The following is a 24808-nucleotide window of genomic DNA, read 5'->3' on the forward strand; positions in this document are numbered from 1 at the left end:
CCGGCAAGGAGCAAGGCATGAGCAACGACATCGGATACATCACCCACTTCGTCGACGGCAAGCCATGGGAGCACGGCGCGACCCGCCAGGGCGAGGTCTACGACCCCGCCACCGGCGCGGTCGGCGCGAAGGTGGACTTCGCGTCGGCGGCCGACGTCGACACGGTGGTACGCGCCGCCGACCGGGCCGCGCGGGCCTGGCGCGACGCGTCGCTGGCCAAGCGGACGGCGGTGCTGTTCGCGTTCCGGCAGCTGATGCACGAGCGCCGGGGCGAGCTGGCCGCGGCGATCACGGCCGAGCACGGCAAGGTGCTGTCCGACGCGGCCGGCGAGGTGCAGCGCGGCCTGGAGGTGGTCGAGTTCGCCTGCGGCATCCCAAGCGCGCAGCGCGGCTTCTTCAGCGAGAACGTGTCGACGGAGGTGGACTCGTACTCGATCCGGCAGCCGCTGGGCGTGGTCGCGGTGATCTCGCCGTTCAACTTCCCGGCCATGGTGCCGCTGTGGTTCGTGCCGATCGCGATCGCGTGCGGCAACGCGGTGGTGCTCAAGCCGAGCGAGAAGGACCCGAGCGCCTCGGTGCTGCTGGCGTCCTGGTTCGCCGAGGCGGGCCTGCCCGACGGCGTGTTCAACGTGGTGCACGGCGACAAGGAGGCGGTGGACGCGCTGCTCACCCACCCGGTGGTGAAGGCGGTGTCGTTCGTCGGCTCGACGCCGATCGCGCGGTACGTGTACGAGACGGGCACCGCGCACGGCAAGCGGGTGCAGGCGCTGGGCGGGGCGAAGAACCACATGGTGGTGCTGCCGGACGCCGACCTGGACCTGGCCGCCGACGCGGCGGTCAACGCGGGCTTCGGCTCGGCGGGGGAGCGCTGCATGGCGATCTCCGTGGTGGTCGCCGTGGACCCGGTCGGCGACGAGCTGGTCGGCAAGATCACGCAGCGGCTGGCGGGCATCCGCACCGGCGACGGCCGCCGCGGCTGCGACATGGGGCCGCTGGTCACCCGGGTGCACCGGGACAAGGTCGCCGGGTACGTCGACGCGGGCGAGCGGGCCGGGGCGGCGCTGGTGGTGGACGGCCGCAAGGTCGTGCCGGACGCCGACGGCGAGGGCTTCTTCCTCGGGCCCACGCTGTTCGACCACGTCACGCCGCAGATGTCGATCTACACGGACGAGATCTTCGGGCCGGTGCTGAGCGTGGTCCGGGCCGGCTCGTACGACGAGGCGCTCGCCCTGGTCAACGGCAACCCGTACGGCAACGGCACGGCGATCTTCACCAACGACGGCGGCGCCGCCCGGCGCTTCCAGCACGAGGTGGAGGTCGGCATGATCGGCGTGAACGTGCCCATCCCGGTGCCGATGGCGTACTACTCCTTCGGCGGCTGGAAGGCGTCGCTGTTCGGCGACACCCACGCGCACGGCGCGGAGGGCGTGCACTTCTACACCCGGGGCAAGGTGGTCACCAGCCGGTGGCTCGACCCGCGTCACGGCGGCCTCAACCTGGGCTTCCCGACCCAGCACTGAAACCCGGTTCCACCTCGGCGAAAGGCTTCACCCGGGCCCGCACGGCGGCCCGGGTGGAGCCTTTCTCATGTAGGGTGACCGGGCTTCAGGCTGACGTATTCGCTGCTGGGAGGCCATTGCCGGAACAACTGCCGGAATTACCGGAGCCGCTGGTGAAAAGTTTCAGCGCGGATGCCGGAGTGAACGGCTGACAACGTGGTCATGGAGGCCTGGGGGCGAATTATGGGGGTTCTGTAGAAAGTCTGCGTAACGTTTCTGCGGCGACATCTTGCCTCTTGCCGACGGCGGCCGTAAGAATCCTTCAGAACACGGCCAAATCTTGTAGGGAAATACCAGACCGTCTCTGGCAAGGAGTGGTGATGGCACAGTCCGACCTGACCCGGCGGAGCGTCCTGCGGCGTGCCGCCGCGGCGGGCGTCCTCGCCGGTCCGGCCGCAGGCCTGCTCAGCAGCTGCGCGCTCGGCGATGACGACTCCGGCGAGTCGACCGGCAAGTACGAGGGCACCGTCAGCGACAAGAACCCGCTGGGCGTGAAGGAAGACGCCCCGCTCGACATCGTCATCTTCAACGGCGGCTTCGGCGAGGACTACGCCAAGGCGCACGAGGCGATGTACAAGGAGACCTACCCCAAGGCGGAGGTCAAGCACAACGCGGTCGTGGAGATCAACACCGAGCTCCAGCCGCGCTTCGTGGACGGCACCCCGCCGGACTTCGTGAACAACTCCGGCGCCGGGCAGATCCCGCTCGGCGGCCTGGTGGAGCAGGGCGCGCTCGCCGACCTGACCCCGCTGCTGGACGCGCCGAGCCTGGACGTGCCGGGCAAGAAGGTGCGCGACACCCTGCTGCCGGGCACCATCGAGGCGGGCAGCTTCGACGGCAAGATGTACGTGCTCAACTACGCGTACACCGCGTACGGCATCTGGTACTCGACCAAGCTGTTCGAGGCCAAGGGCTGGGAGTACGCGAAGACCTGGGACGAGCACATCGCGCTGTGCAAGAAGATCAAGGCCGCGGGCATCGCCCCGTGGACCTACCAGGGCAAGCACCCGCGCTACATGAGCTGGCCGGTCATCTCGACCGCGATCAAGCTCGGCGGGCCGCAGGTCGCCATGGCGATCGACAACCTGGAGCCCGGCGCCTGGACCTCCGACGCGATGAAGACCGCCGCCGACGCGTGGTACCAGATCGTCAAGGACAAGTACATCCTCGAGGGCTCGCCCGGCCTGGACCACAAGCAGTCCCAGACCGAGTGGTGCAACGGCAAGGCCGCGTTCATCTCCTGCGGCTCCTGGCTGGAGAGCGAGCAGAAGGCGGTCACCCCGCCGGACTTCAACATGTCCATCGCTCCCACGCCGAGCCTCGGCGCGGGCGACAAGCTGCCGTTCGAGGCCATCCGCGGCACCGCGGGCGAGCCGTTCATCGTGCCGGCCAAGGCCAAGAACGAGCGCGGCGGCATGGAGCTCATGCGGCACATGCTGTCGATGAAGGGCGCCAAGGACTTCACCGGCAAGGTCTCCAGCCTGTCCGTGATCGCGGGCGCGGCCGACGGCGTCAGCCTGCCGTTCGGTCTCACCTCGGTGACCAAGGCGCTGGCCGCCTCGGGCAGCAACGGCTTCAACTGGATCTACCCGGTGTACTACCGCAAGCTGGAGCGCGAGCTGGTCGACGCGGCCTGCGGCGAGTTCTTCTCCGGGCGGACCACGCCGGCGGAGTTCCTGGCCGCCTGCCAGAAGGGCGCGGACACCATCGCGGCCGACAGCAGCTTCAAGAAGTACAAGCGCAGCTGACATGATCACGCGGCGTCCGCCACGTCTGCCACGGGCGGGGCGGGCGCCGCTCCACGAGCAACCCGAAGGGGAGGGACCGACGTGAGACACGGGAAGTATCCGCTGCTGGCAGCGTTCCTGCTGCCGCCGCTGGCGCTGTACGGCTACTTCGTGCTCTCCCCGTACGCGCAGTCCTTCCTGATCGCGACGACGAACTGGCAGGGCCTGTCGTCGAAGTACGACTTCGTGGGGCTCGACAACTTCAAGCGCCTGTTCAAGGACGAGTACGTCTGGAACGCGCTGCTCAACAACCTGTGGCTGCTGGTGCTGCTGCCGCTGCTGACCATCGTGCTGGGGCTCTTCCTGGCCACCATGCTCAACGTGGGCGGCCGGGGCGGGCGCGGCGCGGTGACCGGCGTGCGCGGGTCGAGCATCTACAAGATCATCTACTTCGCGCCGCAGATGCTGTCCGTCTCCATCGTCGGCGTGCTCTGGATGGAGGTCTACAACCCGCGCGGCGGCCTGCTCAACGGCGCGCTGCGGGCGGTGGGCCTGGACGGCCTGGCCCAGGTGTGGCTCGGCGACCCGAAGTACGCCTTCTGGGCCGTGCTCGCCGTGATGATCTGGGCCAACGTCGGCTTCTACGTGGTGCTGTTCGGCGCCGCGATGCAGTCGGTGCCGCGCGACATCTACGAGGCCGCCGCCCTGGACGGGGCCAGCCGCACCACCACGCTGGTGAAGATCACCGTGCCGCTGCTGTGGGACACCATCCAGGTCGCCTGGGTGTACCTGGCCATCATCGCCCTCGACGGCTTCGCGCTGATCCACGTGATGACCCGGGGCGGGCCGAACTTCAGCACCGACGTGGTCGGCCTGCGGCTCTACACCGAGGCGTTCGGCGACTACAAGTGGGGCTACGCCTCGGCCATCGGCGTGGTGATGTTCTTCGTGACGCTGTCGGTCACCGTCCTGTCCCTGCGCCTGACCCGCCGCGAGAGGATCGAGCACTCATGACCGCCGTAGTGACCCCGCCGCGGGAAGTGCACAAGGTGACCCCGCCGGAGGAGAAGCCCGGGCTCAGCGGGCGGCGGCTGTTCGACGGCACGCTCAACGTGTTCTCGCACGCGTTCCTGCTGCTCTGGGGCCTGCTCACCGCCGTGCCGCTGCTGTGGGTGATCGTCAGCTCGTTCAAGGACGACAACGAGATCCTCAACGACCCGTGGGGCCTGCCGGGGGCGCTGCGCTTCGAGAACTTCGCCCGCGCCTGGACCCACGCGCACATCGGGCAGTACTTCGTCAACACGACCATCGTGCTGCTCGGCTCGCTGACGCTGACCATGCTGCTCGGCGCGACCGCCGCGTACGCGCTGGCGCGCTACCGGTTCGTGGGCAGCCGGCTGGTGTACTTCGTGTTCGTCGGCGGCATGATGTTCCCCGTCGTGCTGGCGTTCGTGCCGCTGTTCAAGATCGTCGGCGGGGTGGGGCTGCGGGACAGCCTGCCGGGGCTGATGCTGATCTACGCGGCGTACTCGCTGCCGTTCACGGTGTTCTTCCTCACCGCGTTCTTCCGTACCCTGCCCGACGCGGTCGCCGAGGCCGCCTACATCGACGGGTGCGGGCCGTTCCGGACCTTCTTCCGGGTCATGCTGCCGATGGCCAAACCCGGCCTGATCAGCGTCGGCATCTTCAACTTCCTGTTCCACTGGAACCAGTACCTGCTGCCCGTCGTGCTGATCACCTCCGACGAGAAGCAGGTGCTCGCCCAGGGCCTGGCCAGCCTCGCCATCAGCGAGGGCTACCGCGGCGACTACTCGCGGCTGTTCGCCGGGCTCACCCTGGCCATGCTGCCGGTGCTGGTGGTGTACACGGTGTTCCAGCGCCAGGTCCAGGCCGGTCTGACCGCCGGGCAGATGAAGTAGCACATCCGCGCCATAGGGGACGCCCGTACGGGCGTCCCGGCGCCGGGATCCGCCTTGCGACCGAGGGCGGGGATGATCCCGTTTCGTACCGTCGAAGACAGCCGCGGCGAACACACGCCGCAACGGTCTTCGAGGAGTTGACGAGGAGATGGCCTCATCAGGTCGGCGGCTCTACCGGCCGCGCCACGGACGCTGGATCGCCGGCGTGTGCGCCGGTCTCGGCGAGCGCTTCGGCCTCCCGGCCTGGCTGGTACGGCTGCTGTTCCTGCTGTCGTGCCTGCTGCCGGGTCCGCAGTTCATCATCTACATCGTTCTCTGGATCATGATTCCGGAGCAGTGACCGGATCACTCTCCACGGCGCCGCCGAGGGCCCGGACCGCGTCCAGCGTGTCCGCCTCGGCGGCACTCTTGTCCTCCCGGTAGCCCAGCACCCGCGCGAAGCGCAGCGTCACCCCGCCCGGGTAGCGGGTGCTGCGCTGCACCCCGTCGAACGCGATCTCCACCACCAGCTCGGGCCGCACCCGCACCCAGAAGTCGTCGCGCTCCACCGCCAGCTGCAGCAGCCGCTCGGTCTGCCAGCGCAGCATCGCGTCGGTCAGCCCCTTGAACGTCTTGCCCAGCATGACGAAGCCGCCGTCGGCGTCCCGGGCGCCCAGGTGCAGGTTCGACAGCCAGCCGCGGCGCCGCCCGTTGCCCCACTCCGCGCCCAGGATCACCAGGTCCAGCGTGTGCCGCGGCTTCACCTTCACCCAGGCCGCGCCGCGGCGGCCCACCTCGTACGCCGCGCGCGCCGCCTTCACCACCACGCCCTCGTGCCCGGCGGCCAGCGCCGCCCCGAACGCCCGCCGGGCCTCCTCCGGCGTGTCCGCCAGGGTGCGGGCCACCCGCATGTGCTGCGGGATCACGTCGTCCAGCGCCGCCCAGCGCGCCGTGCCCGGCTCGTCGATCCAGTCCGCCCCGTCCAGGTGCAGCAGATCGAAGAAGTACGGCGTGAGCAGGCCCGACGCGCGCTGCGCGGCCCGCCCCGAGGTCTCCTGGAACGGCCGCGGCCGCCCCGATTCGTCCACCGCGAGCGCCTCCCCGTCCAGCACGATCGAGCGCACCGGCAGCGCGCGCAGCGCCGTCACGATCTCCGGCACCCGCGCGGTCAGGTCGTCCAGGCTGCGGCTGAACACGCGTACCTCGTCGCCGTCGCGGTGGGCCTGGATGCGGATCCCGTCGAGCTTGGCGTCCACCGCCGCGGGCACTCCCGTCACCTCCAGCGCCTGCTCCGGGTCCGGAGCGGACTGCGCCAGCATCGGCGCCAGGCCCGTGCCGACCGACAGCCGCAGCGCGGCCAGCCCCGGCTCGCCCTCGGTCAGCGCGGTCACCGCGACCGACTTCAGGTCGCCGGACAGGAGCAGGGCACGGCGCACCACCCCCGCCGGGACCGTCGCGGCCAGCGCGATCGCGTCCGCCAGCAGGCCCGCCTGGGCGCCCTGGCGCAGCTCACCGCCGATCAGGCCGGTGAGCAGCCGCTGCTCGGGCAGGGTGGCCGCGCCGTAGAGCGCCCCGACCGCGTCCCGCCGCCGGGCCACCGAGCCCTGGCCGCTGATCAGTCCCATCGACTCCAGCGCGGCGTCGACGGCCCGGATGTCGAGGGTGGCCACGTCGGCCGGTGGGGGCAGGTCGCGCAGGGCCGCGTACCCCACGCCGATCTGGCGCTGGCGCAGCTCACCGCTCAGGTATGCGGCGCCCGCCGCGATCTCCACCGGATCGCCGCCCGCGGCCAGCTCGCGCAGCGCGGCGGCGAGCAGCTCGATCTTGGCCTTGCGGCCCGACGTGGCCGCCACGGCGGCCGAGGTGGCGGCGATCCCGGCGAACAGCATGCCCCCATCCTGGCAGCCCACCCCGACACCCCACCCCGATTGCACCCCACCCACCCCTACCGCCTCCCCACCCAGCCCCAAGATCGCGAGTTCGTGTCGAAACCTGTGGTCCTACCCCACATCGCGACACGAACTGGCGATCTTGGCGCCTGTCGCCCGGCCGGCCGGGCCGGTCCGCCCCATGATCGCGACGATCTTGCACGAGGTGTTAGGGATATGCCCGGAAAGGGCGTGTCGTACCCACAGTTCACGCAAGATCGGCGCGGGAGAGGGGCGGGGCCGGGGGCGGGGCGCGGGAGAGGGGTGGGGGTGGGGGTGGGGGTGGGGTTAGAAGATTTCTAGGCCGTGGGGGGCGCGGGGCCAGGAGAGGGCGGGGTCGGTGGTGGTGAGGGCGCCGGGGTGGAGTTCTTCGACGCGGCCGGCGGCGGACAGGGCGCCCAGGGTGTTGCCGCCCAGGTAGAGGGCGCTCAGGGTGGCGGTGTCGAGGCGCAGGTGGGGGGTGTCGGTGGTGGGCTCGCAGGTGGCGGTGTCGGGGTTGCCGCGCAGGCGGAAGACGCCGCCGCTGTCGGGGAGGAGGTCGTCGGTGATCTCCAGGACCACGTCGACGTCGACGGGGTAGCGGCGGGCGGAGAGGGCGGCGGGGATGTCGACGAGGCGGACCCAGAGGCCGTCGCCGAGGCGCATGCCGAGGCGGCGGGGGTCGTTGGTCAGGTACTGCAGGGGCTCGTCCACGGCGCCGAGCCACAGGCCGACGGTGCGGGTGAGGTCCACGTTGAGCAGGAACTCCCACAGGGCCGTGTACGCCGCGGGGGTGACCGCGACCGTCTCCATGACGCTGACCTGGCCGTTGGGGCCGCTGTCGTTCCACTGCGAGCGGAACCGGTAGAGGGCGTAGCCGAGCACGGTGTCGCCGTCGCGGCACAGCACGGCCTGGATCGGCCCGGCGCCGCCGCGATGCCACGCCTGGTCGGCGAGCCGGTAGTCCCACCAGCGCGCGTCGCGGGAGGCGAAGCCGGGCCGGAGCGGGCGCTGCTGCTCGTACACGATGCCGATCTCGGACCGGAAGTCCGCGGCCGGTCCGGCGAGCAGGGACAGGCCGTCGAGGCGGGCCTTGTCGAACTTGGCGCCGTCCAGGCGCGCCTCGCGGCGGTCGATCTCGAAGCTGAGCCGCCGGCTGGCCATGCCGTAGCCGTAGCGGCCGTAGATGCCGCCCTCGCTCGCCCACAGCACGGCGAGCGCCTCGCCCCGCTCCCGGATGTCGGTGAGCTGGCGGGTGAGCATGGTGGACGCGAGGCCGCGGCGGCGGTGGGTGCCCGCGACGGCGACGGCGGTGACGAAACCGGCCGGCAGCACGCCGCCGGGCACGCTCAGCTCGCGGGTGTACGTGCCGACGTGGCCCACGACGCGGTCGCCGTCGACGGCGAGCACGGCCCGTTCGGGCTCGAACAGGGCGCGTTCCTCGTCCCACTCCCGGCCGCCGTCGTCGTTGAGGAACGAGCGCTGGATGAGCCGGTTGACGTCGTCGAAGTCGGCCGCGGTGGCGGCGCGGAAGGTCACCATACGAGCTTCATAACCCGCCGGGGCGGGCGCGGCAACCGGATTCAGCCTGCCCGCGCGGCCCACCATGCCTCGACGTCGGCGGCCAGCGAGCCGTCGCGGTCGGCGCGTTCGGTGAGCGCCTCCAGCCAGCGGCCGACGAGTTCGTGCACCTGGTGCAGGTCCTCGGGGCGCACGCGCTGGTGCTCGGCGAAGTACGCCAGCAGGCCCTGGGTCTCGGGGCGCCCGGCGTCGCACTGCGGGCACAGGCCGACCGTGCGGGTGCGGCTGGACCTGGGCTGGGGGACCTGCGCGGTGAGGTAGAGCGTTTCGGCGCAGGTGCCGCAGCGGGTGCCGGCCGCGGCGACGACCTTCACGTCCGTCATCGCGCCGGTTCTCTCATCGACTGACAGACCTGCACCGGAGCAGGTTACCGGGCGCGTCCCGCGCGACTCCGCGAGCCCCGCGTGTCGCCCGCTCCGGCCGGGCGGCCCAAGATCGGCCGACTTGCCTGGCACCTGGGCGAATGCGTCCCCAAGATACGCCCAGGTGCCAGGCAAGTCGACGGATCTTGGCCGGCGGGGCGCGGCCCGGCGGGGCGGGCGGGGCGGGGCGCGGCGCGGGCGGGTGCGGCGCGGGCGGGTGCGGCGCGGGCGGGGCCGGTGGGCGCGGTCGGTGGGGTCAGGGGGTGAGGAGGTGGGTGTGGAGGGTGGCCGGGGCGGCAGTGGTGGGGAGGGCGGCGAGCCAGGCGGCGGCTGCTGCGGCGTCGCCGGCGGGGCGGGGGGCCGCGCCGGGCCAGCTCGCGGTGAGGATGGCGGTGAGTTCGGCGGCGAGGGGGGTGTCGTTGGTGAGCAGGCCGCCGCCGCGTACCAGGACCGTGGTCTCTCCGGGGGCGCGGACCATGGCGACGGTGTCGGCGAGGTGGGCCGCGGCGCGCCGGACCAGGTCCACGGCGGCGGGATCGGCGGCGTCGTAGCAGCTCAGGACCAGGGGAGCGAGCCGGGCGAGCGCGATGGGCGGTGCCTTGACGACCGCCTGGACGAGGGCGGCGGCGGTGTCCCGGCGGCGCGGGGACAGCTCGGCGGTGCCGAGCAGCTCGGTGAGCACGCCCGCGGCGAGGGTGCCGGGCGGGCGTTCCCGGTCGAGGTCGCGCAGGGCGGCGCGGACCGCCTCGCGGCCCAGCCAGTACCCGGAGCCGAGGTCGCCGAGCAGCCAGCCGTGGCCGTCGGCGACGTGGTCCAGCCGGTGGCCCCGGACGCGGGCGGCGATCGCCCCGGTGCCCGCGACGACGACCGTGCCGTCGGGGTCGGGGGTGCCCGCCGCGTACGCCACCAGCACGTCGCTGACCAGGTGGGGCTCGCAGCGCAGCCCGGTGCCCGCCCAGGCCGCCTCGAACGCGTCCCGCAGGACGGCGTCGGCGAGGAGTTTCGGGTAGCCGGCCATGCCGAGCACGGCGGCGCCGACGTCGGCCGGGTCGTGGCCGGCGAGCGCGGCGCGGACGGCGGTGGTCAGCTCGGTCAGGGCGGCGTCGCCGTGGGTGGTGGGGTTGCCGCCGCCGGCCCGGCCGGTGCCGAGCCGGTGCCCGTCGGGGGAGGCCAGCACGGCCCGGGTGCTCGTGCCGCCGATGTCGAGCCCCAGCACCAGCTTGTCCGGCATATCAGCTCGTTCCTCCCCCAAACGGTCAGCGCTGGTGTGGCCTAAGCGGCATTCATGCTCCCCAAACTGGCCGCCGGGAGCAAGTGCGCGGCAGCATCGCGAGGTAACGGTTTAAAAACTATGCCCACGGACTTGACAAAGGGGTGCCTCTAGTAAGAACTTTTACCACTAACAGTTAACTTCCTTTCGGTTAACTGTTCGGGACCCGGTCAGTAGGAGAAACCAGTGGTGGAGCGCGTGGAACCAGGCGCGGCGGCGCAGACCGCCGCCGCCGAGATCCCGCACGCCCGGCTCGGCCTGGACCGTCCCGACAGCGTGCTGGTCCGGGTGCGCGCCCAGCTGCCCGAGTTCACCGGCGCCCTGCAGCGCGTCGCCGAGCAGGTGCTCACCGATCCGGCCGGCGCCGCCCGCGCCACCATCGTCGAGCTGGCCGAGCGCTCGGGCACCTCGCCGGCCACCATCACCCGCTTCTGCCGCGCCCTGGGCTTCGAGGGCTACGCCGACCTGCGGCTGGCCATCGCCGGGGAGACCGGCCGGGCGGCGCGCTCGGCGGGCTGGGCCGAGGACATCGGCCGGGCCATCGAGCCGGGCGACCCGCTGGAGCGCGTACTCGGCCAGATAATGGCGGCCGACACCCAGGCGATGCGGGACACCGCCGCGATGCTGGACCTCGCCGAGGTCGAGCGGGCGGCCGCCGCGATCGCCGCGGCCAACCGGGTGGACATCTACGGCGCGTCCGGCTCCGCCCTGGTCGGCGCCGAGATGCAGTTCTCCCTGCACCGCATCGGCATCGCCGCGTGGACCTGGCCGGACGTGCACAACGGCCTGGCCAGCGCCGCCCTGCTGCGCGCCGGGGACGTGGCGCTGGGCATCTCGCACACCGGGCAGACCCGGGAGACCGTGGAGATGCTGGCCGAGGCCGGCTCGCACGGCGCGGTCACCATCGCGCTCACCGGCTTCCCGCGCTCGCCGCTGGCCGAGCTGGCCGACATCGTGCTGCTCACCGCGAGCCAGGCCACCTCGTTCCGGCCCGACGCGCTGTCGGCGCGCCACCCCCAGCTGGTGGTGCTGGACCTGCTCTACATCGCGGTCGCCCAGCGCACCCACGACCGTTCCCACACCGCGTTCCAGCGCACCGCCCGTGCGGTGGACGCGCACCGTTTCAGCAACGGCCAGGGCCGGGAGGGCGAGTCGTGACCGCCCCCGCCGCCGTGCTGCCCCCGACCGTGCTCGACGCGATCGAGCACTGGGCCGACACCACACCGAGCAACGGAGCCCGGTGTGGTGCCGCACTGAACCCCGGTGCGGCCGGGTCCGCCGCGGGTAACCGCGACCGCCACATGCACCGCCTCACCACTTACTCGAGTCACGATCACCGCGACCCGAAAATGAGGAGACAATGATGTCCAATCACACCGACAGCCCGTCGGCCCTGAGCCGTCGCAGCGTGCTGCGCCGGACCGCGGCGGTCGGCCTGCTCGCCACCCCCGCCGCCGGTCTGCTCTCCGCCTGCGTCGGCGGCGGCAGCGACGAGCCCACCTCCCAGGCCACCGGCCAGGTCACCGCCGAGAACCCCCTGGGTGTCGACACCAAGGCCCCGGTCGAGATTGTGATCTTCGATGGCGGTCTGGGCACCAAGTACGCCACCGACGTGCACAAGCCGTCGTACGAGAAGAAGTTCCCCGAGTCCAAGGTGAACTTCTCCTCGGCGCAGGAGATCTCGACCACGCTGCAGCCGCGGTTCGCCAGCAACACCCCGCCGGACATGGTCAACAACGCCGGCTCGAAGCTGATGGACCAGGGCAAGCTCGTCGAGGCCGGCCAGGTGGCCGACCTGTCCGACCTGTTCGCCGCGCCGTCGCTCGACATCGCGGGCAAGACCGTGGCCGAGACCCTCGTCCCGGGCACCGTCGAGCAGGGCACGTTCAACGGCAAGCCGTACGTGCTGAACTACGCGTACACCGTGTTCGGCCTGTGGTACTCGGGCAAGCTGTTCCAGGAGAACGGCTGGACCGCGCCGACCACCTGGGCGGACTTCACCGCGCTGCTGGACAAGATGAAGGCCAAGGGCATCACCCCGTACTCGTACGCGGGCGCCAACGCGGCCTACTACCAGTACCTGGTCATCCTGACCACGGCCGCGAAGATCGGCGGCCCGGACGTCCTCAAGGCGATCGACAACCTGGAGAAGGGCGCCTGGACGAACGACGCCGTCAAGCAGGCCGCCACCCTGTGGGGCGAGATCGGCGCCAAGTACGGCAACAAGGCGCACCTGGGCCTCAAGCACACCGAGGTGCAGCTGCAGCAGAACCAGGGCAAGGTGGGCTTCTACCCGTCGGGCTCCTGGCTGGAGAACGAGCAGGCCAAGGACACCCCGGCCGGCTTCAACTACCAGGTCATGCCGATCCCGGGCGCGACCGCGTCGGACAAGCTCCCGGCGACCGCGCTGTACGCGGCCGCGGGCGAGATGTACTTCGTCGCCAGCAAGGGCAAGAACGTCCAGGGTGGCAAGGAGTACCTGCGCCACATGCTGTCGAAGGCGGGCGCCAAGGGCTTCACCGAGCTCACCAAGGTGCTCACCGTCGTGCAGGGCTCGACCGAGGGCCTGGAGATGTCCCCCGGCCTGGCCTCGTCCAGCGCGGCCCTCACCGCGGCCGGCCCGGCGAACTTCAGCTTCCGCTGGGACGCCTGGTACAAGAACCTGGACGACGAGTGCCGCGCCGCCACGAACAAGCTGATGTTCCAGGGCGGCACCGCGGACGAGTTCTGCACCCGGATGCAGGCCGCCGCCGACAAGACCGAGAAGAAGTTCTCCCGCTAACCCTCGAGCGGAGTTAAGTGATCATGCGGCAAGGTAAGTACCCGTTCGTCATCGGGTTCCTGATCGCACCACTCGCGTTGTACGCGATGTTCGTCCTGCGCCCGATCGCCGCGGCGGTCCAGGTGTCCATGACGAACTGGAGCGGCCTGTCCCCGAATTTCGATTTCGTCGGGCTGGAGAACTTCCAGAAGCTCATCGACGACGACAAGGTCTGGCTGGCGGCGAAGCACCACGTCTTCCTGCTGGTCACCTTGCCGGTGATCACGATCGCCCTCGCCCTGTTCTTCGCGTTCCTGTTGAACATGGGCGGGGGCACCCGCGGCGGCACCATGACCGGGGTCTGGGGGTCGAAGTTCTACCGGGTGGTGTTCTTCCTCCCCCAGGTCCTGGCCGTGGTCATCGTCGGCGTCATCTTCGGCCGGGTGTACGCCCCGGACGGCAGCGGCATCCTCAACCGCTTCCTCGAACTGTTCGGGGTGGACGCGGTGCAGTGGATGGCCGACTGGGGCCTGTGGTCCATCCTCGGCGTGCTGGTGTGGCAGGCGGTCGGCTTCTACGTCGTGCTGTTCGCCGCCGGCATGTCCAGCATCCCGGCGGAGATCTACGAGGCGGCCGTCATGGACGGTGCCAACCGGATCACCATCTTCTTCCGGGTCACCATCCCGCTGCTGATGGAGACCGTGAAGGTCGCCTGGGTGTACCTCGGCATCCTCGCCATGGACGCGTTCGCGCTGGTCATGGTGCTCTCGATCGACGAGGGCGGCCCGGACGGGGCCACCACCGTGCTGCCGGTCCAGATCTACAAGTCGGGCATCCGGGAGTCGGACTACGGCTACGCGTCGGCCCTGGGCGTGGCGCTGGCCGTCTTCACCATCATCTTCGCGGTGCTGTCCCTGCGGGGCGGCAAGCGCGACGCGGTCGAGCACTGAGCGGGGTCTGTCGTGGTTACCAAGTCTGAGAATCGGCGCAGCTTCGGTGTGCTGAACAAGCTGTCCCACGTCGCCCTGGCCGTGTGGGCCATCCTGATCATCTACCCGCTGATCTTCACGTTCCTGGCCGCGTTCAAGAACAACACCGAGATCTTCATCGGCAACCCGTTCGCGCTGCCGAGCGAGTGGGACTTCGGCTCGTTCGGGCGCGCTTGGACCGAGGCCAACGTCGGCCAGTACTTCATCAACAGCCTGGTCGTGGTGTTCTTCTCGACGCTGGGCACGATGGTGCTCGGCGCGATGGCCGCGTACGTGCTGGCCCGGTACGACTTCATCGGCAACCGGGTCATCTACTTCCTGTTCGTGGCCGGCCTGGCCTTCCCGGTGTACCTGGCGCTCACCCCGCTCTACATCGTGGTGCAGGAGCTGGGCCTGCTGGGCACGCACACCGGCCTGATCCTGGTGTACATCGCGTACTCGCTGCCGTTCACCGTGTTCTTCCTGGCCGCGTTCTTCAAGACGCTGCCCAACGCGGTGGCCGAGGCGGCGATGATCGACGGCGCGTCGCACACCCGCCTGTTCTTCACGGTGATGATGCCGATGGCCAAGCCCGGCCTGATCAGCATCACCATCTTCAACATCATCGGCCAGTGGAACCAGTACGTGCTGCCGGTCTCGCTGCTGCCCGGCGGCGCCGAGGGCCAGGAGAAGTGGCTGCTCACCCAGGGCATCGCCAGCATCTCCACCGCGGCCGGCTACCAGGCCGACTGGCCGGCCCTCTTCGCGGCCCTGTCGATCGCCATCATCCCGATGATCATCGTCTACACCATCTTCCAGCGCCAGATCCAGTCCGGCCTCACCGCCGGCGCCGTCAAGTAGCTCCACCCCGCGCCCACGCGGCACCTGTCAAGATCGCGACGATCTTGCGCGAACTGTTAGGGATATGCCCGAAAGGGGCGTGTCGTACCCGCAGTTCACGCAAGATCGTCGCGTTTTAGTCGGGGCGGGCGGCGGTGCAGTAGGCGTAGAGGTGGGTTTGGGGGGTGGTGGGGACGGTGGGGATCGGGGCGGGTTCCCAGTAGTCGGCGCGGAGTTCCTCGACGATGAAGCCGTGGCGGTTGAGGAGGTGGCGCAGGTCCTCGCGGGGGTATGAGGTCAGGGGGACCGGGGTGCCGAGGAAGTCGCGCATCAGGTGGTCGGTGTCGCCCTCGACCATGCCCAGGGCGAAGACGCCGTCGTGGGCCAGCACGTGGTGGATGTCGTCGAGGGCCTTCTCCACGTCGGGGCGGGGGAGCAGCAGCAGCGAGAAGAAGGCGACCACGCCGTCGAAACGCTGCTGGGTCGGGTGCAGGCCGTCCAGGTCGAACAGGTCGCGCTCGACGAAGATCGCCTCGGGCACGGTGTGCCGGGCCAGCTCCAGCATCACGGGCGAGGTGTCGATGCCGACCACGTGCATGCCGCCGTCGATGAGCTGGCGTGCGGTGGGCTCGCCGGAGCCGCAGCCGACGTCGAGGACCAGCGGCTTGTCCCGGCCGGCCAGCCGGTCCATCAGCCAGCGGCCGGCGGCGAGCTGCCCCGGCCGGTCCGCGAACGCCTCGCTGTAGGTCGCGCCGATCCGGTCGAAGACCGGCCCCGTCTCGGTCATAAGTCCCTTATAGCCGTAATCGCGGGAGGCCGGAGGTGAATCGGCATGTCCGCCCCCAGCAGCACAATGGTCGGCGTGACGGTGATCGCGGTGGTGGCGGACGGCAGCGGCGGCGGGGTGCTGCGCCCGCTGGACGCCGCGGGCGCGCAGGCGGGGCCGGACGAGCCCGTGGCCGATCTCGCCGCCGCCGTCGCCGCGCGGGACGCCGCCGGGCCGCGCTGGCTGTGGGGGTGCACCGAGCAGGTCTACCCGCCGCTGCTGGAGCGCGGCGTGCGGGTGCGCCGCTGCCACGACGTCGAGCTGGCCGAGGCGCTGCTGCTCGGGTACGCCGGCCGCTACGGCGAGCCGCGCTCGGCCGCCGCCGCGTACGCCCGGCTGGTCGGCGCGCCCGTGCCCGCCGACCACGCCGCCCGTCCCGGCCGCCCGCCCGGTGACCGGCAGGGCACCCTGTTCGACGACACGCCCGCCCCGGCCGAGGCGCCCGGCGGCGCCGCACCGCTGGACGTGCTCGGCACCGTGTACCGCGACCAGCTCGCCCGGATCGCGGCGACCGAGCACCCGCAGCGGATGCGGCTGCTGGTCGCCGCCGAGTCGGCCAGCGCGCTGGTCGCCGCCGAGATGGGGCACACGGGGCTGCCCTGGCAGGCCCGCACCCACGACGAGATCCTGGTCGGCCTGCTCGGCGAGCCGTCGCCGGTGGGCGGCCCGCCGCGCAGGCTCGCCGAGCTGTCCGGCCGCATCGCCGAGCTGCTCGACGCGCCCGGCCTGCACCCGGACTCGCCCGCCGAGCTGCGCCGGGCGCTGCGGCGGGCCGGGATCGAGGTGCCGAACACGCGCTCCTGGACGCTGCGCGCCGTCGACCATCCGGTGATCGGGGTGCTGCTGGAGTACAAGGAGCTGTACCGGATCTGGACCGCGCACGGCTGGAGCTGGCGCGAGCAGTGGGTGCACGACGGGCGCTTCCGGCCCGCGTACGTGGTCGCGGGGGTCGTGTCCGGGCGCTGGGCCACCCGGGGCGGGGGAGCGCTGCAGATCCCCAAGGCGGTGCGCGGCGCGGCGCGGGCCGAGCCCGGCTGGCGGCTGGTCGTCGCCGACGCGGGCCAGCTGGAGCCGCGCATCCTGGCCGCCGTGTCCGGCGACACCGGGCTGGCCCGCGCCGCCGGCTCGGGCGACCTGTACGCGGCGCTGGCCGCCGAGTCGTTCGGCGGCGACCGGGCCAAGGCCAAGCTCGCCCTGCTCGGCGCGATGTACGGGCAGACCGGCGGCGCGGCCGCCCCGGCGCTGGCGGCGCTGCGCGGCAGCTACCCGAAGGCGTGGACGTACGTCGAGGCGGCGGCGCGGGCCGGGGAGACCGGCGGGCTGGTGCGCTCCTGGCTGGGCCGGACCTGCCCGCCGTCGGCGCTGGAGTCGTCCTGGGCCGACGAGGGCGCGTCGGGCCGCTCGCGGGGCCGGTTCACCCGCAACTTCGTCATCCAGGCCACCGCCGCCGAGTGGGCCGCCTCGCTGCTGGCCACGCTGCGCGCCCGGCTCTGGGACACCCGTGCGGAGCTGGTCTTCTTCCAGCACGACGAGGTCATCGTGCACTGCCCCGCCGACGAGGCGGAGCTGGTGGTCGCCGCCCTGGAGGCCGGGGGAAAGGCGACGGGCGAGCTGCTGTTCGGCAGCTCGCCCGTGCGCTTCCCGCTCACGGTCGCCGTCGCGGACTCCTACGGCGACGCGAAGTAGCTCAGATCTCGATGTCGAAGCGCTTGAGCAGCGCCGGGGCCAGCAGGCCGGCGCCCGCCAGCACCGAGATGACGGTGAAGGCGGTGCGCAGCACGGTGGTCTCCACCTTGCTGCCGGCCTCGATGGCGAAGGTGTCCGGCAGGCCGATCATGCGCCACATGCGGCGGCCGGTCGGGATCGGCCACAGGATCGGCACGCCGGCGCGGGTGACGATGTCGCCCATCAGGTGCACGATGCAGCCGACGCCCACGGCCAGGCCGATCATCGGGTAACCGCGCTCGATCGTGGGCAGGAACTCGTACGCGAAGTACGCCGCCGCGCCCGAGGTCAGCGTGACGATGACCCAGCCCGCGCGGTCGGCCCACTTGTCGAACAGGCCGCGCAGCGCGAACCCGAACATGAAGAACAGGATGCCCATCACGGCCCACTTGCCGTAGTGGGTGCACAGCCAGGTCGCACCGAAGCCCATCAGCGCCGCGAACGGCAGCGTGTGGGTCAGCGTGCGGTGGCCGTTGTTACGGTCGGGGTCCTTGCTCAGCTTGGTGGCGGTATAGACGCCGACCGAGATCTTCTCGACCACCTCGGCGACGAACAGCGAGGCCACGCCGAAGCTGCGGGACACCGTGGAGCCGCCCTGGCCCTTGGTGACCTTGCCGGACATGTCCAGGTCGGGCAGCAGCGCACCGCCCGCGCACACCGCGGCGCCGATGGCGATCGTGGTGGCCGACTGCGGGTAGTCGAAGAACTGGGCCGCCACCCAGGACCCCGTCAGCCACGTGGCCGCGCCGGACAGCGCGTGCTGTGGACCCATCATGATGTTTCGTTCCTCCCCTAGCCGCCACAAGTGACCGCGTTGCGATCAACGCGCGCACACTGTGTCAAACAAGGGTGTCTGGATGCAATCGGCCGGACCTCCATAGCAGACGGTGGTCACCGTGTCACTCAGGGCGCGCCGGGGAGCCGTACCGGTCGCGCCGGACAATGCCCAGCTCATCGCGCAGCGCGTTCTCGGTCAGCGGATACGGGTGCCGCGGGGCGAGCCGCTCGGGCGTTGTCGGATCTCCGTCATCGTCCACGGGCAGCCCGGTCACGGCCCGTTCGGCGGCGGGGACGGGCACCCACGAGCGCCCGTCCCACATCACGTCGTCGCCGGTGTACGCGCCCGGCACGCCGTTGCCGGTCAGGTGCGCCCAGGCGTGCCCCAGCTCGTGGAACAGCACCACGACCGGCGGCGCGTCTCCGGCGAGGGAGTCGAAGCCGGGTTCGTACGCGATCACGAACCGGTCGTCGTCGCCGTCGGTCCCGGCGAACCCGTTGCCGGAGCCCGCGCCCAGCTCGCGGATGGTGACCGAGTCCGGCCCGTCCCCGGGCAGCCAGCCGTCCCCGGCGGCCAGCGCCGCGTCCAGCTCGGCGAGCAGCCGCCGCCCGGTGGGCGAGGCGCGCAGCAGGTCCAGATCGGACGCCACCCGCGCCGCGAACTCGGCCGAGCCCTCGATCAGCAGCCTCCCACCGGGCACCGTGGCGGGCGCGAGGTGCGCGAACTCGGCCGCACCGGCCGCCTCGCCGGCGTCGCCGGAGCGACCGGACACGGCGGGACCAGCGGGGTCGGCGGACACTGCGGGATCCGCGGGACCGGTGGGATCCACCGGATCGGTGGCGTCGCGGTAGGCGCGGTCGGTGCCCGCGGCACCGTCGAGCAGGTCGCGGCCTGCGCCGCCGGTGAGCGTGTCGTCGCCCGTGCCGCCGAGCAGCACGTCGCCGCCCCGGCCGCCGGACAGATGGTCGCCGCCGTCGCCGCCGCGCAGCAGGTCCGCGCCGTCCAGCCCGTAGGCGGTGTCGTCGCCGTCCCCGCCGTCGAGGTGGTCGTCGCCCGCGCCGCCGTCCAGGTAGTCGCGATCGTCTCCGCCCAGCAGCAGGTCGTCGCCGTCGCGGCCGAGCAGCGCGTCGCGGCCGCCCGCGCCGTGCAGCAGGTCGCCGCCGATGATCCGGTCGTCCCCGGCTCCGGCCAGCACGGTCACCGGAAGCCGCACCGCGGCATCGACCTCGACCGTGTCCCGGCCCGCGCCGGTGCGCAGGACGAGCCTGCCGTCGCCGACCACAGCCACGGTCGCGGCGCCCACCCGCACCACCGTCCCGCCCGCCGGGTCCGTGGTCACGCGCACGCCGTCGTCCCCGGCCCCGGTGTCCACCAGCGTCAGCCCGGCCCCGGTGACGACCGCGGCGGCCCCGGTCGGCTCGGGAGCGGGCATGGCGGGCAGCGGACGGCCCCGCTCGGCGAGCGCCTCCCACGCCGCGGTGATCGCGGCAAGCTCCGCGGCGGCGTCCTCGCCGGCGCTTTCGAGATCGCCGCGCAGTGCGGTGGCCTCGGCGAGGGCGGCGTGCACCCGCCGGGCCTGCGCGGGGCCGGTCACGGCGAACAGTGGCCGGTCCGGGCCGCCCTGGTGCGGCACCATCGCCGCGAGCCGGGCGAGACTCTCGTCCAGGTGCCGCTGGATGCCGTCGATCCGCCGGGCCAGCGTCTCCAGCGTGTCCGCGGCCCGCGTGGCGAGCGCTCGCGCGGTCCCCGCCAGGTCCATCAGGAGCAGACGGCCCGCGTCGTAGGCGTCCGCGTCGGCACCGTGCCATCCCGCCCGTTCTGCGGAGGCGGCGGCGAGTCCGGTGCCGGTCTCGTCGGCGGCTGCCGCGCACCCCCGCCATTCCTGGGCGGCGGCCCGCAGTGGCGCGCCCAGCACCGGTAGCGCCCACACCGGCGGCACGGCCAGCAGCACCGCCCCGGCACCGCTTCCTCCGGGCCGCAGCACCACGCCCGTGCCAGGAGTTCCTGCGGGCGGCAAGGCGCTCTTGCCGTCAGAGGCCGGGCCCGGCGGAGTCACGGCAAGCCTGAAGGTCGGCTGGGTGCGTCGGCCTGGCGGCAACCTTCTCCCGGCGCTTCACAACTTCTGAGTTGTGGGTACAACTCAGAAGTTGTGGGCTGGGCGGAGCGGCCTGCGCCGAGCGCGGCTGCGGCCTGGTCGTCGGCGCGGTCGTAGCGGGCGGTGACCAGGTAGAGAAGGTCGGCGTCGGCGAGCAGGCGATCGGCGAGGCGCCCGATCGCGACGGCCGCCGACCGCGTGGCCGCGCTGTGCGCGTCGGCGACCCGCGCGTCGACGCCGGTGACCCGGCCGGGCGGTGGCGGGGCGGCCCGGTGGAGGTCCGCGCCGAGCGTCTCCAGATGCGCCGCGAGGGCCAGCATCCGGGCCGGCTCCCCGGCGAGCAGCGTCATGGGCTCGAGCGTCGCACCGGCCGAGGGGCCGCACAACGCCCCTCGGCCGGTCTGTGGATAACTCCGCCCGGGACACGGCACCTCCTGCCCCGCCCGGCCGGGAGGCCGGTCACGCCACGGGGCTGCCCGCCTCGGCCGGGGCGAGGATGCCGGCCACCAGCTCGGTGAGCAGCCGCGGGCCGTGCTCGGTGAGCACCGACTCCGGATGGAACTGCACCCCCGCGAAGCCCGGCCCGCGCAGCGCGTGCACGAACCCGGTGCCGTCCTCCCGGGCCACCTCGACGTCGCCGTACGCGGTGGCCAGCAGCCTGCCCGGCGCGACGGCGGTGAAGGTGGAGTAGAAGCCGACGCGGTGCGTGGCGCCGAACAGGTCGACGTCGCAGGGCAGGCCCTGGTAGGGCACGTCCCGCCGGTGCAGGCGCAGGCCCAGGCGGCGGCTGAGCACCTGGTGCCCGAGGCACACGCCGAGCAGGGGCGCGCGCCGGGACAGCCGCTCCTCGACCACCCCGCCCAGCGCGGCGACCCGCGGGTCGGTCTCGTCGGCCGGGTCGCCGGGACCAGGCCCGGCCACCACGAGGTCGTACGCGCTCAGCGGGCCGATCGCGGTGGTGGGCTGGACGGTGACCCGCATGCCGAGCGAGCGCAGCACGTGGCCGAGCATGCCGGTGAACGTGTCCTCAGCGTCCACGATCAGCGCGGTGCGGCCGACCAGCGCGCCGGTCACCGGCTCGGGCTCGCGCTCGGTCAGCCAGAACCGGGACAGCCGCTCGTTGCGGGCAAGCAGCGTGACGCGTACCGCCGGATCGGCCGCCAGGTCGCGGATGTCCGCACCGGGCGACACGGCCGGCGCGGTGCGCAGGCCCAGCGCGGTGAGCACACCGCCCGCCTTGGCGTGGGTCTCGGCGACCTCACCGTCCGGAGTGGAGTCGCGGACCAGGGTCGCGCCCGCCTTGACCGCGATCTCGCCGCCGGGCGTGATGTCGGCGCAGCGGAACAGGATCGGGGCGTCCAGCGTCTGGCCGCCGTCGGCGTCACGGCCGAGCAGGGCCAGCACGCCGCCGTAGTAGGCGCGGCCGCTGTGCTCGTAGCGGGCGATGACGCGGGCCGCGTTCTCGATCGGGCTGCCGGTGAGGGTGGGCGCGAACATGGTCTCCCGCAGCACCTCCCGCACGTCCAGCCCGGTGCGCCCGGCCAGCAGGTACTCGGTGTGGGTCAGGTGCGTCATGTGCTTGAGGTAGGGGCCCAGGACCTGGCCGCCGCGGTCGGCGACCACGGCCATCATCTTCAGCTCCTCGTCCAGCACCATGGACAGCTCGTTGACCTCCTTGCGGTCGCTGAGGAAGCGCAGCAGCGTGTCCCGCCCCCCGGGGCCGGGGGCGAGGTCGCGGTGGCGCAGCGTGCCGGAGATCGGGTTCATCATGACCAGGCCGTCGTCGACGCTGACGTGCCGTTCGGGGGAGGCGCCGACCAGCGTCCGCCCGCCGGGCAGGTGCACCAGGAAGGTCCAGTACACGCCGCGCTCGCCGGTGATCAGGCGGCGCAGCGCGGCCCCGGCGAGCCGCCGCGGGTCGGCGTCGGTCCGGGCCCGCGCGGTGCGGTGGATGACGAAGTTCGAGCCCGCGCCCTGGCCGATCTCGTCGCGCAGCACCGCCGCCACCAGCTCGCGGTAGGCCGCGTCGTCGATGTCGAAGCCCAGGTCGGTCACGTCCGGGACGGTGTCCGGCAGGGCGGCCAGCGCCTCGTCCAGCGGGATGCGGTGATACGACTCGACGGTCAGGCACTCCAGCGGGGTGCCGTCGTCGACGCATGCGAACCCCCGCTCGGCGAACTGGCGGTAGGGCACGAGCGCGAGCGTGCGGGGGACGCTGGTGGGGAGTCCGCGGCGGTCCGCCGTCCAGGCGGGCTGCCGGGACGAGCCATCAGCGGAGGCCTCGTCGCCGGGCGCGTGCTCGGGCAGCGGGATGTCGGCCAGCCGCGCCACGGTGGACAGCGAGCCGCGCAGCACCTCGAGGTGCTCGGCGCCTTCGCGGCGCAGCAGCGCGAACGGCCCGGGGTCGGGCGCGCCGAGCAGATCGTGGAGCAGGTTCATCGATGGGTCTCCCGGTTCGGGGGGCCGAGCGCCGGGCGACGGGTAAAACAAAAGCCGCCTCGACGAGGCGGCCGCGGTCTGGGTATGCCTACCCGCGCGTGTCGATGGCCGCCGGTCTGGCGCGCCACCACTGGCTGCGGGTGAAGGTCATGGCGGCAACCGTACCGGGATCACGCGTGACTGTCCATATGCCTCACCGAGACGGTTGTCTCATTCGCGCTCACCTATCCACTTTTCAATGCGTGACGGGTAACATACCGCGAGTCACCGTTCGGTGGCCTAAGGAGGACCGGTGGCGACGGGAGCGCACGAACGGCGGGTGGCGACCCGCTTCGCAGCCGCCGTCGCCGCACCGCTGGTGGCCCTCACCGCCGCCTCCGCCGTGCTGGTCTACCAGGCCGTCGCCGACGCGCGGGCCGCCGACCGGCTGGCCGCGACCGTCGCGGGCGGCCCGGCCGCCGCCGAGCAGGCGTGGGGACGGGTGGTGACCACGTCGTTCCTGGTGCTGCTGGCGATCGCCGCGGTGACCGTGGTGGCCGTCGTGATCGGACGCGACCTGCTGGCCTCGCTGCGCGAGCTGCGTACGCGGGCGCTGGCGCTGGCCGAGGAGCTGCCCGCGGCGTTCGAGCGCGCCCGGTCCGGGCAGGAGGAGCCGCCCGCCGCGCCCCCGCCCGCGCCCGCGGGCGCCGACGAGTTCGGCGAGGCCGCGACGGCGCTGGAGCAGGTGCGCCATACCGTCGTCTCGCTGGCCGCCGGACAGGCCCGCTCCCGGCGCGCGGTGAACGGCATCTTCACGAACCTGGCCCGGCGCAGCCAGATCCTGGTCGAGCGGCAGCTGCGGCTGCTCGACGAGATGGAGCGCGACGAGCGCGACCCGGACCGGCTGTCGGCGTTGTTCAAGCTCGACCACCTGGCCGCCCGGCTGCGCCGCAACGACGAGAACCTGCTGGTCCTGGCCGGTGCCGAGCCGCGCCGCCGGTGGCGCGAGGGGGTGCCGCTGGCCGCCCTGGCGCTGGCCGCGCTCTCCGAGATCGAGCAGTACGAGCGGGTGCGCGCCGACGTCGACGACTCGCTGTACATCGCCGGCCACGCCGCCGCCGACATCGGCCACCTGCTGGCGGAGCTGCTGGACAACGCCACGGCGTTCTCCGCGCCCGCCACGGCGGTGCGGGTCGGCGCCCACGCGGTGGACGGCGGCGCCCTGGTGGAGATCGTGGACGAGGGCATCGGTCTTGGCGAGCAGGCGCTGGCCGAGGCGAACGCGCTGCTGGCGGTGCCGGCCGAGGTCGACCTGGCGGCCAGCGAGCGGATGGGGCTGGTCGTGGTGAGCCACCTCGCCGCCCGCCACGGCGTGCGGGTGCGCCTCACCTCCGTGCCCGGCGGCGGCACCCGGGCGGCGGCCGAGCTGCCCGCCACGCTGCTGGCCGAGCCGGCCGGCGAGCGGGGGCGGCCCCGCCCGGCCACCGTGGAGCCGTCGCGCGCACCGGAGCGTGGGCGCGAGCCTGATCCGGCGGCCACCGCCGCCACCCTGACCCGCCTCTACGAGGGCGTACGGCGCGGGCAGGCCGGGGACGGCGCGGCGGCGTCGCCGCCCGGACCGGACGAAACCAAGGGGGAGCCATGACCACTGCCATGCTCAGCAAACCGGCCCAGGACCTCAACTGGCTGGTCGCGGGGTTCGCCGACCGGGTGCCGGGCGCGCGCCACGCCGTGGTCGCGTCCTCCGACGGCCTGGTGGTCGCGGTCTCCGCGAACCTGGACCGCGCCACCGCCGACCAGCTCGCCGCGATCACGTCCGGCCTGCTCGGCATAGCGGGCTGTGTGTCCCAGCTGTCCGATGGTGACGAGGTGCGCCAGACGGTGATCGAGATGGCCCGGGGTTACTTCCTCACCATGGCCATCCGGGACGGCTCGGTGCTGGCCGTGATCGCCGACAACGACGCCGACCTGGGTGTGGTCGGCTTCGAGATGGCCCGCCTGGCCAAGCAGACCGGCGAGATCCTCACCCCGGCGCTGCGCGCCGAACTCCAGCGCGCCCTACCGCGCTGAGGCCGTGCCCGCAGTTTCGGGGA

The 24808-nt window shown here is 72.6% G+C and carries 21 protein-coding genes; 12 read left to right on the forward strand and 9 right to left on the reverse strand.

The window, feature by feature from the left end:
• The first annotated feature begins 17 nt into the window (after positions 1–17).
• The 5 genes from Cba03nite_RS15220 to Cba03nite_RS15240 all read left to right on the forward strand — a co-directional run bounded on the left by Cba03nite_RS15220 (position 18) and on the right by Cba03nite_RS15240 (position 5545).
• The gene (locus Cba03nite_RS15220) at positions 18–1520 is read left to right on the forward strand and encodes a CoA-acylating methylmalonate-semialdehyde dehydrogenase (protein ID WP_346114183.1); all 1503 of its coding nucleotides are present in this window, start codon (positions 18–20) and stop codon (positions 1518–1520) included.
• 359 nt (positions 1521–1879) lie between these two features.
• Positions 1880–3307 carry an N-acetylglucosamine/diacetylchitobiose ABC transporter substrate-binding protein gene (ngcE, locus tag Cba03nite_RS15225; RefSeq protein WP_203746292.1) on the forward strand — a complete coding sequence of 476 codons (1428 nt, stop codon included), beginning with the start codon at positions 1880–1882 and terminating at the stop codon, positions 3305–3307.
• Positions 3308–3388: 81 nt separating this feature from the next.
• Positions 3389–4300: a carbohydrate ABC transporter permease gene (locus Cba03nite_RS15230; RefSeq protein WP_203746293.1), complete on the forward strand. Its 912-nt coding sequence runs from the start codon at positions 3389–3391 to the stop codon at positions 4298–4300.
• Positions 4297–5205, forward strand: a complete 909-nt coding sequence (locus tag Cba03nite_RS15235) for a carbohydrate ABC transporter permease (RefSeq protein WP_203746294.1) — start codon at positions 4297–4299, stop codon at positions 5203–5205. Before Cba03nite_RS15230 ends, Cba03nite_RS15235 begins: the two co-directional genes overlap by 4 nt.
• Positions 5206–5353: 148 nt before the next feature.
• A complete protein-coding gene (locus Cba03nite_RS15240) occupies positions 5354–5545 on the forward strand; it encodes a PspC domain-containing protein (RefSeq protein WP_203746295.1) in 192 nt (63 codons plus the stop codon).
• On the opposite strand, the gene Cba03nite_RS15245 is transcribed toward Cba03nite_RS15240, so the two are convergent.
• The 4 genes from Cba03nite_RS15245 to Cba03nite_RS15260 all read right to left on the reverse strand — a co-directional run bounded on the left by Cba03nite_RS15245 (position 5526) and on the right by Cba03nite_RS15260 (position 10265).
• Positions 5526–7073, reverse strand: a complete 1548-nt coding sequence (locus Cba03nite_RS15245; RefSeq protein ID WP_203746297.1) for an ATP-dependent DNA ligase — start codon at positions 7071–7073, stop codon at positions 5526–5528. The two genes, Cba03nite_RS15240 and Cba03nite_RS15245, sit on opposite strands and share 20 nt — an antisense overlap.
• Before the next feature lie 327 nt (positions 7074–7400).
• Positions 7401–8633, reverse strand: a complete 1233-nt coding sequence (locus Cba03nite_RS15250; RefSeq protein WP_203746299.1) for a GNAT family N-acetyltransferase — start codon at positions 8631–8633, stop codon at positions 7401–7403.
• 41 nt (positions 8634–8674) lie between these two features.
• The gene (locus Cba03nite_RS15255) at positions 8675–8995 is read right to left on the reverse strand and encodes a DUF6300 family protein (RefSeq protein ID WP_203746301.1); all 321 of its coding nucleotides are present in this window, start codon (positions 8993–8995) and stop codon (positions 8675–8677) included.
• A gap of 295 nt (positions 8996–9290) precedes the next feature.
• A complete protein-coding gene (locus tag Cba03nite_RS15260) occupies positions 9291–10265 on the reverse strand; it encodes an N-acetylglucosamine kinase (RefSeq protein WP_203746302.1) in 975 nt (324 codons plus the stop codon).
• Between the two features lie 276 nt (positions 10266–10541).
• Between Cba03nite_RS15260 and Cba03nite_RS15265 the strand changes: the two genes are divergently transcribed.
• The 4 genes from Cba03nite_RS15265 (at position 10542) to Cba03nite_RS15280 (ending at position 14894) form a co-directional block, all read left to right on the forward strand.
• Positions 10542–11462 (forward strand): MurR/RpiR family transcriptional regulator, encoded by a 921-nt coding sequence (locus tag Cba03nite_RS15265; RefSeq protein ID WP_203746610.1) that lies wholly within the window; start codon positions 10542–10544, stop codon positions 11460–11462.
• Between the two features lie 205 nt (positions 11463–11667).
• Complete coding sequence (ngcE, locus tag Cba03nite_RS15270; protein WP_203746304.1) at positions 11668–13086, forward strand: N-acetylglucosamine/diacetylchitobiose ABC transporter substrate-binding protein; 1419 nt, start codon at positions 11668–11670, stop codon at positions 13084–13086.
• A gap of 23 nt (positions 13087–13109) precedes the next feature.
• Entirely contained in the window at positions 13110–14015 is a 906-nt protein-coding gene (locus Cba03nite_RS15275; protein ID WP_203746306.1) for a carbohydrate ABC transporter permease, read from the forward strand.
• A 48-nt stretch (positions 14016–14063) separates the two neighbouring features.
• Complete coding sequence (locus Cba03nite_RS15280) at positions 14064–14894, forward strand: carbohydrate ABC transporter permease (RefSeq protein WP_239125753.1); 831 nt, start codon at positions 14064–14066, stop codon at positions 14892–14894.
• Positions 14895–15009: 115 nt separating this feature from the next.
• Here the strand turns inward: Cba03nite_RS15280 and Cba03nite_RS15285 are convergent, their stop codons facing one another.
• Entirely contained in the window at positions 15010–15660 is a 651-nt protein-coding gene (locus tag Cba03nite_RS15285) for a class I SAM-dependent DNA methyltransferase (protein WP_203746310.1), read from the reverse strand.
• A 66-nt stretch (positions 15661–15726) separates the two neighbouring features.
• Here Cba03nite_RS15285 and Cba03nite_RS15290 point away from each other — a divergent pair, with 66 nt between their 5' ends.
• Positions 15727–17385 carry a bifunctional 3'-5' exonuclease/DNA polymerase gene (locus Cba03nite_RS15290; RefSeq protein ID WP_239125781.1) on the forward strand — a complete coding sequence of 553 codons (1659 nt, stop codon included), beginning with the start codon at positions 15727–15729 and terminating at the stop codon, positions 17383–17385.
• A gap of 1 nt (position 17386) precedes the next feature.
• Here the strand turns inward: Cba03nite_RS15290 and Cba03nite_RS15295 are convergent, their stop codons facing one another.
• From Cba03nite_RS15295 to Cba03nite_RS15310, 4 genes are all read right to left on the reverse strand, one after another.
• Positions 17387–18199, reverse strand: coding sequence for a metal-dependent hydrolase (locus tag Cba03nite_RS15295; RefSeq protein WP_203746314.1), 813 nt, complete (start codon positions 18197–18199; stop codon positions 17387–17389).
• 124 nt (positions 18200–18323) lie between these two features.
• Complete coding sequence (locus Cba03nite_RS15300) at positions 18324–20189, reverse strand: M91 family zinc metallopeptidase (RefSeq protein WP_203746315.1); 1866 nt, start codon at positions 20187–20189, stop codon at positions 18324–18326.
• A 65-nt stretch (positions 20190–20254) separates the two neighbouring features.
• Positions 20255–20647, reverse strand: a complete 393-nt coding sequence (locus tag Cba03nite_RS15305; RefSeq protein ID WP_203746316.1) for a hypothetical protein — start codon at positions 20645–20647, stop codon at positions 20255–20257.
• Positions 20648–20756: 109 nt separating this feature from the next.
• Positions 20757–22736 (reverse strand): anthranilate synthase family protein, encoded by a 1980-nt coding sequence (locus Cba03nite_RS15310; protein WP_203746317.1) that lies wholly within the window; start codon positions 22734–22736, stop codon positions 20757–20759.
• Positions 22737–23028: 292 nt separating this feature from the next.
• Here Cba03nite_RS15310 and Cba03nite_RS15315 point away from each other — a divergent pair, with 292 nt between their 5' ends.
• Together Cba03nite_RS15315 and Cba03nite_RS15320 are read left to right on the forward strand one after the other, a co-directional pair.
• Positions 23029–24360 (forward strand): ATP-binding protein, encoded by a 1332-nt coding sequence (locus tag Cba03nite_RS15315; RefSeq protein ID WP_203746318.1) that lies wholly within the window; start codon positions 23029–23031, stop codon positions 24358–24360.
• A complete protein-coding gene (locus Cba03nite_RS15320) occupies positions 24357–24785 on the forward strand; it encodes a roadblock/LC7 domain-containing protein (RefSeq protein ID WP_203746319.1) in 429 nt (142 codons plus the stop codon). Before Cba03nite_RS15315 ends, Cba03nite_RS15320 begins: the two co-directional genes overlap by 4 nt.
• Positions 24786–24808: the final 23 nt, after the last annotated feature.

This window comes from Catellatospora bangladeshensis, from assembly GCF_016862575.1.
Classification (GTDB): Bacteria; Actinomycetota; Actinomycetes; order Mycobacteriales; family Micromonosporaceae; genus Catellatospora; species Catellatospora bangladeshensis.